Raw genomic sequence first — 13152 nt, 5'->3', positions numbered from 1 at the left:
GGCGCGTGCTCAGCGCGCGGCGTCGAACGCCCCCGGATGGATCCGGTCCCGGGTCGTCACGTACTGCTGGCGCACCGCCTGCCCGACCGCCAGCTCCTCGCCCGGCTCCAGCACCTGCGCCGCGGCACCCTGCCAGGCCGGGGGGACGAGCGGGTCGACCGTGCCCTGCGAGGCGCCCAGCGCCCAGGCCGCCTGCCGGGCCGCGCCCAGCGCCGCGTACTCGGCGGGCTGCGGCACGATCACCTGCGTACCGAAGAACGCGGGCGCCAGCCCCTGCACGGCGGGCAGCTCGGCCGCCGCCCCCAGCAGGAACACCCGCCGCACCTCGACGCCCCGGCCGCGCAGCACGTCGAGCGCGTCGGCCAGCGAGCACAGCATTCCCTCGAACGCGGCCCGCGCCAGGTGCTCCGGCTTCATGGACTCGCGCCGCAGCCCGCACAGCGTCCCCGCGGTGTGCGGCAGGTGCGGGGTGCGCTCGCCCTCCAGGTACGGCAGGAGCACCAGCCCGGAGGCGCCCGGCGTCGACTTCAGCGCCAGTGCGGACAGTTCCTCGATGTTCTCCAGGCCGAGCATCTCGGCGGTCCCGCGCAGCGCCCGCACCGCGTTCGACGTGTGCACCACCGGCAGGTGCATCCCGGTGGCGTCCGCGAACGACGTGATCATCCCGGCCGGGTCGGACAGCGCCTCGTGGTGCACCGCCATGACCGAGCCCGAGGCGCCCAGCGACACCACCGCGTCGCCCACCCCGACCCCGAGCCCGAACGCCGCGGCCATCGTCTCGCCGGTCCCCGCGGAGATCAGCAGCCCCTCGGGCGTCGTCCCGGCGGTCCCGGAGGGGCCGAGCACCTCGGGCAGCGCGGCCCGGTGCCCGAGCGCGAGCTCCACCAGATCGGGCCGGTAGGAGCCGCTGCCCGCAGACCAGTAGCCGGTGCCGGAGGCGGCGCCCCGGTCGGTGGTCCGCCGGGCGGGGCGCCCCAGCAGCTGCCACACCAGCCATTCGTGCGGCTGCAGCACCGCGGCCACCCGCTGCGCCGCCTCCGGCTCGGTCCGCGCCAGCCATCGCAGCTTCGCCACCGGCTGCGCCGCCTGCGGCACCGAGCCGACCGCCTCGACCCAGGACTGCCGCCCGCCGAACAGGTCGATCAGGTCCGCGGCGGCGGCCTGCGCCCGCTTGTCGTTGCCGACCAGCGCCGGCCGTACGGGGTTGCCCTGCTGGTCCAGCGGCACCAGGCCGTGTTGCTGCGCGGAGACGCCGATGGCCTGCACGCCCTCCAGCAGCCCGCCGCCGGCGGCCTCGCCGAGCGAGAGCAGCCAGGCCTGCGGGTCGACCTCGGTGGCCTTCGGATCGACGGGGTGCGCGGCGTACCCCCGGCGCAGTACGGCGCCGGTGTCCGCATCGCAGACGACGATGTGCGTGAAGGCGGAAGAGCTGTCCAAGCCCGCGACTATCCCCATGCACAAGATTCTGCCGCACCACCGGAGCGTTTCCGTACCGGATGACGCGGCATCGTCGCGGGCGGCCCCGGGGCCTCAGGTGTTGGAGGTGCCCCAGTCGTCCTCCGCGCCGTTGCGCGTGCGGTCCCGCAGCGAGCGCATCCGCTCGGCGACCGGGGCGGGCACCTTGGCGCCGACCTTGTCGCTCATCGCGTGGTACGCCTTTCCGGCCATCTGCCGGCCGTTCTGCGCCGCGGACTCGGCGGTGTTGCGCACGGCCGGGTTCCGGGCGAACCGGCGCGCGGACTCCTTCATCTGTTCGTAGCGCTCGCGCCCGGCCCGTGTCCCGATCACGTATCCGAGGGCCAGTCCGGCGATGAACGTGAGCCGGTACCGCATGGCTGCCACCCTTCCTTAGCTCAGTGCGACGCTCGTGCGACGTGTGCTGGACGTGTGCTGTCCGACTGCCGGAGGGCGCCGGAGATCACCCCGGGGATACCGATTGGCAAAGCACCCCCCTGCTTGCGCTAATGTATGTGTCGCAGCGAACGCGCGCCGCCCGGCATCCGCCAGGCAGGTAGGGTTCGGTGCACACGCAGCAATCCCCTGTAGCTCAATTGGCAGAGCAGCCGGCTGTTAACCGGCAGGTTACTGGTTCGAGTCCAGTCGGGGGAGCGCGATCCCCTGTAGCTCAATTGGCAGAGCATTCGGCTGTTAACCGGAGGGTTACTGGTTCGAGTCCAGTCGGGGGAGCGGAACGGAAGAGGACCCCGAGGGGTCCTCTTCCGCATGCCCGTCGCCGTTCGGCGCCGTGATGCGTGGGGGGTGCATGTGACTCTTTCGGGGTCTGTTTCGCCCCTTCCGGAACCGGGCAGCCGTCGGTGCGGTCTTCATGGTCAGGCGAAGCCGACCATCCGGAGCGAGAGATCGTATGACCGGCTATGCTGCGGCAGACGGCGCGCACACTTGTACGCGCCACGCCGAAAAGGGGCGGTAGCTCAGCCGGTTAGAGCAGCGGACTCATAATCCGTCGGCCGTGGGTTCGAGTCCCACCCGCCCCACTGAAGTTCCCCAGGCAGAATCGTTCTGACCTGGTGAAACATAAGGGCCCCCAGTCCGCTGGGGGCCCTTTGCGCTGCTCGGGCCGGGGCGCCGCCCGGTGTCCGGCGGGCCCGCGGGTCCGGGGTGGTCGGCGGTCGGGGTGCCGCGGGTCGCGGGGGAGCGGCCGGGCGGGCGCGGGCACTTCGGCGGGAACCGCCCGGCGGCACTTGCGACGGTGGGCCAACTTCCGGTGGTCGCGCCGGACTTCGCCGGCCGCGCCGCGAGCACCCGGCGGCCGGATTCGTCCGGGCCGCCGTCGGCGTCGCGACGGCGCGTGCTCCGGGCGCGGCCGGGTGGAGTCGGGTGGAGCCGGTGAGCCGTGCGGAGTGCGTGGGGCGAGCCGTCCGGGGCGGTGCCCGGAGAGTCATCGATGGGTAACTCTCCGACGGAATGTGACGATTCACGACTTTTAATGCTGATTGTGGCTTGTACGACTTGTTGGTCGTAGGGGGTGGACGTAGTGTCGGAAGTGCCGCTGCAGAAGCAAGGAGTGGCACAGCAACTTCCGAAGGAGACGAAGATGAACGTACGCAGCATCTTCGACTACAGGGACAGGGGCCGCGGTCGAGGCGGACGTGGATACGGGCACGGACGTGGATACGGACGTGGACGTGGACGCGGATTCCGTGACTACGGCTATGACGACTACGGCTACGGCTACGGCCGCCGTGGACGCGGGTGGGGTTGCTGACCCCCCATCCCTGACGCCAAACCCGGTACGAGGCAGGCTCGCGCGCATCGCGCGGGTCCGCCTCGTGGTTTTGGGGCCCGTGCCCGCGGGGGAGAGCCGCGGCCCCGACGTCCACGGCGACGGTCCATGAACCCCAGACCTCTGTGACGTGACGCCCATGCGCCTTCGCAGCTCGCTCCAGCGTTCAGCCCGTACCGAAGAGCCGCCCCAGGACTCGGTGACGGACATTCCGATCCGTACCGACCCCGTCAGCATCATGATGTCGTTCCGGCGCTTCTGGCCCTTGACCAGAGGGGACCGGCGCTGGCTGATCGTGGTCCTCCTGTGCGCCATCCTGGCCGCCCTCGCCGAGACCGTCACGGTCCTGCTCTTCGCCGAACTCACCGACACCGCCCTGCAACAGGGCGATGTCAGTGCCTTCTGGAAACCCGCCGGCCAGTGGCTCGCCGTCGCGGTCGCCGGTGCCGTGGTGGGGTATCTGGGCAGCTCGCTCGCGGTCTGGACCGCCGAACGCTTCGTCCTGCGGCTGCGGGCCCGCGTCTTCGGCCACATCCAGACGCTGCCGCCGCACTTCTTCCAGCGCAACCGCCGCGGCGACCTGGTGGAACGGCTGACCGGTGACGTGGAGGCCATCGAGGCGCTGGTGGTCTCCGGCATCGTCGGCACGGCCTCGGCACTGTTCGGCACCATCTTCTACGCCGGCGCAGCCCTGATGCTGCGCTGGGACCTGGCGCTCGCCACCTTCGTCATGGTCCCGCTGCTCCTGATCGTCACCGGCCGGTTCGCCGGACCCCTGCGCGCGGTGTCCCGGCGCGGCCGGGCGGCGGACGGTGCCATCACGGCGGTGGTCGAGGAGACGCTGGTCAACGTCGTCATGACCCAGGCGTACAACAGGCAGCAGGACGAGGAGAAGCGGCTCGCGGACAAGGCGCGGACACGGCTGCGGACCGCCGTGAAGGCCGTCCGCCTCACCGAGTTCTACGAGCAGTTCGTCGAGGTCCTCGAAACGATCTGCGTCCTGACCATCATCGGTCTGGGGGCGTGGGAGATCTCCGCGGGGCGGATGAGCCTCGGGGAACTCCTCGCCTTCGCCGCCTTCATCGGCTACCTCTACCCGCCGATCCGCTCGCTGGGACAGCTCGGTCTGACCGCCACCGCGGCGACCGCGGGAGCCGAACGACTGCTGGAGATCCTCGACTCCCGGCCCTCCGTCACCGACCCGGCCTCCTCCGTTCCCGAGCCGCCCCGGAGTCGGGCGCTCGGCGAGGTGGAGGCGTGCCATGTCTTCTTCCGCTACCCCAACGGCGCCGAACCGGTGCTCCGGGACCTCTCGTTCACCGCGAGCCCCGGGGAACTCCTGGTCATCACCGGACCCAGCGGTGCGGGCAAGTCGACCCTGGCGGCGCTGCTGCTGAGGTTCTACGACCCCGACTCCGGCAGCATCCGGCTGGACGGCGTCTCCGTGGACCGGCTGCCGCTGACCCACCTCCGCCGGAACATCACGCTGCTGCCCCAGGACACGCTCGTGCTGCACGACACCATCGAGGAGAACATCGGCTGCGGGCGCCCGGACGCGAGCCACCACGACGTCGTGGAGGCCGCGCGGGCGGCCGACGCCGACGCGTTCATCCGCGCCCTGCCGGACGGATATGACACCGTCATATCCACCGGTACCCCCCGACTGTCCGGCGGCCAGTTGCAGCGCATCGCCATCGCCCGCGCCATGCTGCGCGACGCCCCCGTGCTCCTGCTCGACGAACCCACCACCGGGCTGGACCGGCTGGCCGCACAGCGCATCCTCACCCCGCTGCGGCGACTGGCCCGGGGCCGCACCACCATCGTGATCACCCACGACCTGGCCCTCGCCGCGGACGCCGACCGCGTCCTGGTCCTGGACGAGGGGCGGCTGGTGGAGTCCGGCACGCACACCCAGCTCCTCGGCAACAGCGGCCTGTACGCCACGCTCTTCGAACGCCGCACCCAGCAGCACGACGGGACCGGGCACCGGTCCGCCGAACCGTCAGGAGTCCACTGGAGCTGAGGACCGCACCCCCGAACGGGCCGCCCGTCGCGGGACGGTGACGGACCGGGTGGGCCCCGCGCTCCCCGCGGCACGTGCGACGGCCGGAAGCCGGCGGCGGGTGCGCGCGGCCGGAAACGGGCCGTGCCCGGCGGCGGCCGGGACCCCGCTCGTTACCATCCGCTGTGACCGAAACGACCGAAGGACCCGCCCGCCGCACCCGCATATTCGCCGACCTGACACCGCTGAGGACCTCTCCCGACTACCGGCGGCTCTGGTTCGGGAACACGGTCTCCTGGATCGGGCAGGGGATGACGTCGCTCGCCGTCTCGCTCCAGGTCTACGACATCACCGGATCGGCCTTCTCGGTCGGGCTCATCGGCTTCTGCTCGTTCCTGCCGCTCGTCGTCTTCGGACTGTACGGCGGCGCCGTCGCGGACACCCTCGACCGGCGCAAGCTGGGGCTGGTCAGCGCGTCGGGCTCGTTCGCGCTCTCCCTCGTCCTGCTCGCCGCCGCCGTCGCCGGGGTGGAGCAGGTGGGGCTGCTGTACGTGATCGTGGCCCTCCAGGCGGCCTGCTTCGCGGTCAACGCGCCGGCCCGCAGCTCGATGATCGCCCGGCTGCTGCCGGCCGAGCAGCTGCCCGCGGCGAACGCCCTCAACTCCATGACCAGCACCACCGGCATGCTGGCCGGGCCGATGCTCGGCGGACTCGTCGTCGGCTGGTGGGGCTACCGGGCCGCGTACACCGTCGACGTGATCACCTTCACCGCCTCGCTGTACGCGATGTGGCGGCTGCCCGCGATGCTGCCGCAGCGCGAGGAGGGCTCGGGGGACAAGCGGGCGTCCGTCGCGGACGGGCTGCGCTTCCTGGGGACCAGGCCCAATCTGCGGATGACCTTCTTCACCGACCTGTGCGCCATGGTGCTGGCCCATCCCCGGGCGCTGTTCCCCGTCGTCGCCGTCCTCTGGTACGGGGGCGACGCGAAGACCACCGGACTGCTGGTCGCCGCCCCCGCGCTGGGCGCGCTGCTCGGTGGGGTGTTCTCCGGATGGCTGGGCCGCGTCCGGCGCCACGGCCTCGCGGTGCTGCTGGCCGTGGCCGGCTGGGGCGCGGCCGTCGCGGTCTTCGGACTGACCCGTCAGCTCTGGCTCGGGCTGATCTTCCTGGCGCTCGCCGGGTGCGCTGACAACACGTCGATGGTCTTCCGCAACACCATGCTCCAGGCGGCGGTGCCGGACGAGATGCGGGGACGGCTCCAGGGCGTGTTCATCGTCGTCGTGGCGGGCGGGCCCAGGCTCGGCGACTTCCTGGCCGGATCGGTCGCCGACCTGGCCTCGCCCGGCCTGGCGGTGACCGGGGGCGGGATCGCCTGTGTCGTCGCCGTGACCCTGCTGGGGCTGCGGTGGCGCGGGTTCGCACGGTACGACGCGCAGAACCCGCAGCCGTGACGCCGCCGGACGCGCCCGGACGCCGGGGTGCCCCGCCCGCGTCTCACCGCTCCCGCGACGCGTCCCCGCTCCCGTCCCCGTTCCTGTCCCCTTCCCCGTCTCCGCCCGGCGCCGGTCCCACCACCGAGCGGGCGAAGCCCAGTTCCACCAGGTCCTGGGGGCGCAGCCGCAGCTGGTCCGCCGTGGCCCGCACCTCCTCCGGTGGGCGCTTCAGGATCGCCGCCGCCAGTTCCGGGGCGATGACCGAGAAGTAGCTGTCCCGGGTGACATGGGTGTTCCCCGGGGCCGCCAGAGCCAGCGCGCCGCCCGAACCGCCCTCGCCGATCACCAGGGTGGTGAGGGGTACCCGGGCCGCGGCCACGGCCGCGAACGCGTCGGCGATGGCGGCGCCCGCCCCGGCCCGCTCCGCCGCCGCGTCGTTCGCCGCGCCCGGGGTGTCGATCAGGGTGAGCACGGGCACGCCGAGCCGGTCCGCCAGCCGGACCACCCGGGCCGCCGTGCGGTAACCGGCCGGGCGGGTCGCGGTGCCGCACTGGGCGACGTACGCGATCGAGCGGCCGTCGCGCCGCCCGAAACCGCACAGCAGCCCCGGGTCCGTGCCCCCGCAGCGGTCGCCGCGCAGCGGGAGCCGGTGCTCGAAGTACGCGTCCAGATACGCCTCGGCGCGCGGCCGGGACGCGGCACGAGCCTGCCGGACCGCGTCCCAGCCGGTCGCCGGGAGACCGGTGGCGGACAGGGCGTCCGGCACCGGGGCGGGCCGGGGCGCCGGCTGCGGGGCGAGCGCCCGCAGCCAGCCGGCCACCGTCCCCGGCAGCTCCCCGGGCGGGACGACCGCGTCGATCTGGCCCGAGGCCAGCTGCCCCTCCGCGGTGTACGCGCGGGGGTCCGCGTCGGCGGGCCGCACCCGGGAACCGGCGAACCCGACCTGGGCGCCCGGCAGCGCCAGGATCACATCGGCGCCCGCGCCCAGCGTGGCCCAGCCGCCGCCGGTCGTCGGGTCGCGCAACACCGCGAGCTGCGCGGGGCCCGCCGCCCGCAGCCGCGCCGAGGCCCCGGCCACCCGCTGGAGCTGGGTCAGGGCGACCATGCCCTCCTGCATCCGGCTGCCGCCCGTCGCGATGAGCGAGACCAGCGGCAGCGACCGGGTCCGGGCGGCCTCGTACGCGGCCACCAGCCGGTCCCCGGTGCGCTGTCCCAGCGAGCCGCCCAGGAAGCCGAACTCGAACGAGACCAGGACGCAGCGCTGCCCGCCGACGTCGGCGAGGCCGTGCACGACGGACTCCGCCTCGCCGGTACGGGCGGCGGCGCGGGCCCGGGACTCCGCGTACCCGCCCCAGGACAGCGGCCCGTCCCCGGCGCCGTCGACGGTGCCGGCGCCGGTGAGCTCCTCGAACTCCGTGGTGAGCGCCGCGATCGCCGCCCTCGCCGTCAGCCGCTCAGGCATGGAGCGACCTCTTCATGATCTTGCCGAGGTCGTTGCGGGGCAGCGCGTCCAGGTAGCGGACGGTGCGGGGGCGCTTGTGCGGGGACAGCTGGGCGGCCACGTGGTCGGCCAGCTCGTCGCCGGACGGAGGAGCGGCCGGGTCGACCGGCACCACCCAGGCGACGATCCGCTCGCCCAGGTCAGGGTCCGGCTCGCCGGTGACCGCGGCCTCGCGGACCTGGGGGTGGTCCAGCAGCGCGTTCTCGATCTCACCGGCGCCGATCTTGTAACCGCCGCTCTTGATCAGGTCGGTGGCCCTGCGGCCGACGATCCGCACATAGCCGTCGGGGTCGCGGGTGGCCATGTCGCCGGTGCGGAACCAGCCGTCCGCGGTGAGCGCGGCGGCCGTGGCGTCGGGGCGGTTCAGATAGCCGATGAAGAGGTTCGGGCCGCGCACCTGGATCTCGCCGATGGCGCCGGGGTCGGCGAGGACGGTGCCGTCCTCCTCGACCAGCCGGAGTTCGACGCCGCGCAGGGGCGCGCCGACCGTGCCGGGGCGCGGCTCGCCGTCGGCCCGTACGCCGGTGTTCATCAGGGTCTCCGTCATGCCGTACCGCTCGATGACCCGGCGGCCCGTCGCCGCCGCGATCCGCTCGTGGTCGTGGACCGGCAGCGCGGCCGAGCCGGACACCAGCAGCCGGGCCCCGGCCAGCGCCTTCGCCAGCCCGTCCGCGCCCGGCGCCGCGCCGTCGAGGGCCTCGGCGAGCCGGTGGTACATCGTCGGCACGCCGAAGAGCATGGTGCCGCCGGACGACAGCTCCCGGGCCACCCCCTCGGTGCTGAACCGGCCCAGGTGCCGCACCGAGCCGCCCCGGCGCAGCGGCCCGAGCACACCCAGGATCAGGCCGTGCACATGGAACAGCGGCAGGGCGTGGACCAGCACGTCGTCCCCGGTCCACCGCCAGGCGTCCTCCAGCGCGTCGAGCGACGCGGCGATCGCGCGGCGCGGCAGCACCGCGCCCTTGGGCGGGCCCGTGGTGCCGGAGGTGTAGACGATCAGCGCGGGGGACTCGGGGGAGGGCTCGGGGAAATCGGCGTGCGGGCCCCCACCGGCCGTGTCGACGTCGATGCGGTCCAGCGCGTCGAGCACCGGCGGGAGCGCGTCGCCCGCCCCGGCCAGCACCACGGCCGGGGCGCTGTCGGCCACGATGTGGGCGAGTTCGCGGGTGCCCGTCCTCGGGTTCAGCGGCACCGCCGGCACCCCGGCCCGCAGCGCGGCCACGACGGCGACCACCGTCGCGGGGGTGGGCGTGGCCCATACGGCGACCCGTCCAACACCCGCGAGACGCCCGGCGAGCGCGGTGGAAGCGGCGGCCAACTGGTCGTAGGTCATGGCGTGTTCGCCGAATCGGACGGCTTCCCGGGTCGAACCGTCGGACGGCACAGACAGAAGAGGAGTCACCCACCGCACCCTAGCGAGGCGGCGGCCCCCACGACCCGCCGTACGTTCCGTGACGCCGCGCACACGTCCCGGCCGGAGCGCGTGCGCGGGCGCACGGGGCGGCCGGACCCGCTCGACGTTCCCGAAGGAGCGGCGCCGGCGCGTGCCCCGCCGCCTCGGGCGGCCTCACTCCCGGCGGACGTTCCGCATCCGGCCGTACGCGTACACGCAGCCCGCGAGCGCCAGGTCCGACAGCAGCATGAAGCCGATCGAGTACGAGTCCTTCGCGCTGTAGATCGCCCCCATCACCAGCGGCGGCACGAAACCGCCCAGGCCGCCCATCGCCCCGACGATTCCGGTCACGCTGCCCACCTGCGCCTGCGGCGTCACCTGGGAGACCAGGGCGAAGACGCTGCCGCTCGACGTGCCCAGGCCCGCCGCCATGCAGAGCAGCGCGACCGTGCCGCCCGGGGCCAGCGGCGGGTCGAACGCCTGGACGATCGCCATCAGGGCGGCCAGGCCGAGCGCCGCCGCCGTGACCAGGGCCGGGTGGACGCGGTCCGACAGCCAGCCGCCGATCGGCCGGAAAACGACCGTGACCAGGGCGAACCCGGCGGCCTTCGTGCCGGCGTCGGTGGGCGACAGGTCGTACCAGGTCTTCAGGTACGTGGGGAGGTAGACGCCGAACGCGACGATCCCGCCGAAGCCGATCGCGTACAGCGCGGACAGTTCCCAGGTGACCCGCAGCCGCCCCGCGCCGGCCAGCCGGCGGCCGAGGGACTCCTTCGGCACCACCCGGTCGGGCCGGTCGGCGACCAGCACCGCGGCCAGCGCCGCGTAGACCACGAGCGCCGCCGCGACCACCAGGAACGGCAGGTTGTCGCCGTGCTCGGCGATCCGCGGGGTGAAGTACCCGGACAGGGCCACGCCGCCCATGCCCATCCCGAACACCCCGAGCGCGAGGCCCCGCTTGGCCGGGGGGAACCAGGAGTTGACCAGCGGGATGCCGATCGCGAACGTGGTGCCGCCCAGGCCCAGCAGGAAACCCACGGCGAGCATCGCGCCGTACGAGTCCCCCGCCGGGATCAGCAGCAGCACGGGCACGACGGTGAGCGCCGAGACCAGCGGGAACATCAGCCGGGCGCCGTACTTGTCGGTGAGCGCGCCGACCGGCACCCGGCCCACCGAACCGACCAGCACCGGCACCGCGACCAGCAGCGACTGCTCGAACGAGGACAGGCCGAGCCGCTCCTTGAAGTCCCCGGCCAGGGGCGCGATCAGATTCCAGGCCCAGAAGGTCAGCCCGAATCCGATCGTGGCCATCACGAGGTTGCGGTAGGCGGCCGCGGACGGTGCGTCGACCGGGGCGGAAGCCTGCTTGACGGCGGTATCCACCCCCTCAGTCAAGGGCGTGCGGCGGTCGTGGGCCCGCCGGAATGGGCCATGCGGGGCAACGCCGCCGGGGCGGGGACACCGGTCCGCGGGCGGCCCCGCCGCGACTCGCACCGTCGCGAACCGGACAAAGCTGAGACAATCGCGGTATGGACCGGCTGGACAGAGAAATCCTCGGCATCCTCCAGGAGGACGCCCGGATCTCGTACCGCGACCTGGGCGTGCGGGTCGGCCTCAGCGCCAACGCCGCGGCCGACCGGGTGCGGCGGTTGCGCCGGGACGGCGTCATCCGGGGGTTCACCGTGATCATCGACCCGGCCGCCGACACCCGTACCGGCCTCGTCGTCTTCATCGACGTGACGCTGCGGATCGACACGACGAACGAGGTGTTCGAACGGGCGGTGCTCGCCCTGCCCGGCATCACCGAGGTGGTCCATGTGACCGGCGGCCACGACTACCTCGTACGGGCCACCGTCGCCGACACCGCGGCCCTGGACGGGCTGCTGCGCAGGCTCAAGCGGGAGGCCGGCGTCGCGCACTCCAACACCCGGGTCGCGCTCAGGGCGGCGCCCGCGAGGTGAGGGGACGCGCCATGCGGGGCCGGGGCGGCGTCCACCGGGTCTCAGAGCGGTTCCTGCCAGGTGAAGGTCGCCGGGCGCGAACCGTCCTCCTCGCGGCCGTCGTCGGCGACCGTCAGCCGGACCGAGGTCCGCCCGTCCGGGAGGACGGCCGTCGCGTCCACTTCCACCTCGATCGCCGACACCCCGGCCCGCCGGTGCGCGGTGGCGAGGGCGCCCCGCAGCGCGGTGAGCAGCCGGCCGGCCACGGGGTCCCGGACCAGGGCGTCGACCGCCCCGGTGAAGTGCACCGACGGCTGGAAGCCGAGCACGGCGGAGGCGCCCCCGGTCTCCCGCAGCACCCGGCCGCGAAAGGTCGCGGGCGCCTCGGCGGGCGGCTGCTGGAGGGCGAAGATCGTCGTCCGCACCTCCTGGATGGTGGAATCCAGCTCGTCGACCGCCCTGCCGAGCAGCTCGTCCGTCTCCGGGGCGACGGTCCTGCGGCGGGTCGACTCCAGCATCATCTCGGTCGCGAACAGCCGCTGCACCACGAGGTCGTGCAGGTCGCGGGCGATCCGGTCGCGGTCCTCGTACACCGCCAGCTGCTCCCGGTCGTGCTGGGCGGCCGCCAGCACCAGCGCGAGCGCGGCCTGCGAGGCGAACTGCGAGGCCAGCAGCCGGTCCACGGCCGTGTACGGGCGGGCGCCGCGCCGCCGGGGCAGGGCGAGGGTACCGATCAGCCGGCCGCCGCTGCGCAGCGGCAGCATCATGCTGGGACCGAACCGCGTCCGCACATGCGTCGTCATCCGGGGATCGGTCGCCGAGTCCTCGATGAACACCGGCTCCCCGCCCAGGAGCTGGACCAGCACGTCGGAGCCGGGGGCGATGGTCGTACCGACGAGGCCGGCCGGGTCGTCGCGCGTGGACGCGGTGACGATCTCCATGCCGCCCTCCGCGTTCGGCTGGAGGATGACCCCGGCGGACGCGTCGGCCAGCACCCGGGCGCCCTCGGCGACGGTCGTCAGCGCGTCGGCCGGGTTCCCGCCGCTCAGCAGCGCGTTGGTGACGGCGGCGGCCCCCTCGATCCAGCGCTCCCGCTGCCGGGCCGCCTCGTACAGCCGGGCGTTGGCGATCGCGATCCCGGCCTGCGAGGCCAGCGCCTTCAGCACCGCCGCGTCCGCTTCGGTGAAGACGCCGACGCGCTTGTTGGTGAGGTAGAGGTTGCCGAAGACCTGGCCGTGCACCCGGATCGGCGTCCCGAGGAAGGACCGCGCCGGCGGATGGCCGGGCGGCACCCCGCAGGAGCGCGGGTCGGTGCCCAGGTCGTCGGAGCGCACCGGCTCCGACGCGCCGACGAGGATGCCGAGCATCCCCGAGTGCCCGTCCGGGAAGTCGCCGATGCGCCGGCGCTCGTCCTCGTCGAGGCCCGAGGTGAACAACTCGCCGATGGTGCCGCGCTCCTGGTCGAGCACGCCGAGCGCACCCTGCCGGGCTCCGGTCAGGGCGGTCGTGGTGTCGACGATCTGCTGGAGGGTGGCCCGCAGCCCGAGGTCGGTACCGATGCTGAGCACCGCCTCCAGGAACATCGGCAGCCCGGACGCCGCGGGCGGGGCTTCCGTCTCGTCGGGCACGCGTCACGCCC

Annotated in this window: 9 protein-coding genes and 3 tRNA genes; 6 read left to right on the top strand and 6 right to left on the bottom strand. The window is 73.8% G+C overall.

The window, feature by feature from the left end; all coding sequences use genetic code 11:
* Positions 1-9 precede the first annotated feature (9 nt).
* Complete coding sequence (locus tag EAO76_RS08795) at positions 10-1455, bottom strand: FGGY family carbohydrate kinase (protein WP_148834968.1); 1446 nt, start codon at positions 1453-1455, stop codon at positions 10-12.
* A gap of 75 nt (positions 1456-1530) precedes the next feature.
* Positions 1531-1833 (bottom strand): YtxH domain-containing protein, encoded by a 303-nt coding sequence (locus EAO76_RS08790; protein WP_148834966.1) that lies wholly within the window; start codon positions 1831-1833, stop codon positions 1531-1533.
* A gap of 203 nt (positions 1834-2036) precedes the next feature.
* Between EAO76_RS08790 and EAO76_RS08785 the strand changes: the two genes are divergently transcribed.
* The 5 genes from EAO76_RS08785 to EAO76_RS08765 all read left to right on the top strand — a co-directional run bounded on the left by EAO76_RS08785 (position 2037) and on the right by EAO76_RS08765 (position 6697).
* A tRNA-Asn gene (locus EAO76_RS08785) sits at positions 2037-2109 on the top strand.
* A gap of 5 nt (positions 2110-2114) precedes the next feature.
* A tRNA-Asn gene (locus tag EAO76_RS08780) sits at positions 2115-2187 on the top strand.
* Positions 2188-2421: 234 nt separating this feature from the next.
* Positions 2422-2495 (top strand) — tRNA-Ile (locus tag EAO76_RS08775).
* Positions 2496-3482: 987 nt separating this feature from the next.
* Complete coding sequence (locus EAO76_RS08770; protein ID WP_148835655.1) at positions 3483-5267, top strand: ABC transporter ATP-binding protein; 1785 nt, start codon at positions 3483-3485, stop codon at positions 5265-5267.
* Between the two features lie 164 nt (positions 5268-5431).
* Positions 5432-6697: an MFS transporter gene (locus EAO76_RS08765; protein WP_148834965.1), complete on the top strand. Its 1266-nt coding sequence runs from the start codon at positions 5432-5434 to the stop codon at positions 6695-6697.
* A 43-nt stretch (positions 6698-6740) separates the two neighbouring features.
* On the opposite strand, the gene EAO76_RS08760 is transcribed toward EAO76_RS08765, so the two are convergent.
* The 3 genes from EAO76_RS08760 to EAO76_RS08750 all read right to left on the bottom strand — a co-directional run bounded on the left by EAO76_RS08760 (position 6741) and on the right by EAO76_RS08750 (position 10956).
* On the bottom strand, positions 6741-8141 hold the full coding sequence (locus EAO76_RS08760) for a carboxyl transferase domain-containing protein (RefSeq protein ID WP_148834963.1): 1401 nt from the start codon (positions 8139-8141) through the stop codon (positions 6741-6743).
* Positions 8134-9513 (bottom strand): acyl-CoA synthetase, encoded by a 1380-nt coding sequence (locus EAO76_RS08755; RefSeq protein ID WP_148835654.1) that lies wholly within the window; start codon positions 9511-9513, stop codon positions 8134-8136. Before EAO76_RS08755 ends, EAO76_RS08760 begins: the two co-directional genes overlap by 8 nt.
* A 234-nt stretch (positions 9514-9747) precedes the next feature.
* Positions 9748-10956: an MFS transporter gene (locus tag EAO76_RS08750; protein ID WP_187438506.1), complete on the bottom strand. Its 1209-nt coding sequence runs from the start codon at positions 10954-10956 to the stop codon at positions 9748-9750.
* 146 nt (positions 10957-11102) lie between these two features.
* Between EAO76_RS08750 and EAO76_RS08745 the strand changes: the two genes are divergently transcribed.
* On the top strand, positions 11103-11534 hold the full coding sequence (locus EAO76_RS08745; protein ID WP_124717831.1) for an Lrp/AsnC family transcriptional regulator: 432 nt from the start codon (positions 11103-11105) through the stop codon (positions 11532-11534).
* Between the two features lie 41 nt (positions 11535-11575).
* Here the strand turns inward: EAO76_RS08745 and EAO76_RS08740 are convergent, their stop codons facing one another.
* A complete protein-coding gene (locus tag EAO76_RS08740) occupies positions 11576-13096 on the bottom strand; it encodes a GAF domain-containing protein (RefSeq protein ID WP_148835652.1) in 1521 nt (506 codons plus the stop codon).
* Positions 13097-13152: the final 56 nt, after the last annotated feature.

The sequence above is a fragment of the Streptomyces sp. sk2.1 genome, assembly GCF_008120935.1.
Lineage (GTDB): Bacteria > Actinomycetota > Actinomycetes > Streptomycetales > Streptomycetaceae > Streptomyces.
The sequence above is the reverse complement of the archived record's forward strand: the minus strand, read 5'-3'. Positions and strand labels throughout refer to the sequence as shown.

What these genes read in the sequence shown, in the direction of transcription:
- EAO76_RS08795 (WP_148834968.1), bottom strand. Translation starts at nt 1,455, where the DNA reads ATGGGGATAGTCGCGGGCTTGGACAGCTCTTCCGCCTTCACGCACATC.
- EAO76_RS08790 (WP_148834966.1), bottom strand. Translation starts at nt 1,833, where the DNA reads ATGCGGTACCGGCTCACGTTCATCGCCGGACTGGCCCTCGGATACGTG.
- EAO76_RS08770 (WP_148835655.1), top strand. Translation starts at nt 3,483, where the DNA reads ATGATGTCGTTCCGGCGCTTCTGGCCCTTGACCAGAGGGGACCGGCGC.
- EAO76_RS08760 (WP_148834963.1), bottom strand. Translation starts at nt 8,141, where the DNA reads ATGCCTGAGCGGCTGACGGCGAGGGCGGCGATCGCGGCGCTCACCACG.
- EAO76_RS08755 (WP_148835654.1), bottom strand. Translation starts at nt 9,513, where the DNA reads ATGACCTACGACCAGTTGGCCGCCGCTTCCACCGCGCTCGCCGGGCGT.
- EAO76_RS08745 (WP_124717831.1), top strand. Translation starts at nt 11,103, where the DNA reads ATGGACCGGCTGGACAGAGAAATCCTCGGCATCCTCCAGGAGGACGCC.
- EAO76_RS08740 (WP_148835652.1), bottom strand. Translation starts at nt 13,096, where the DNA reads ATGTTCCTGGAGGCGGTGCTCAGCATCGGTACCGACCTCGGGCTGCGG.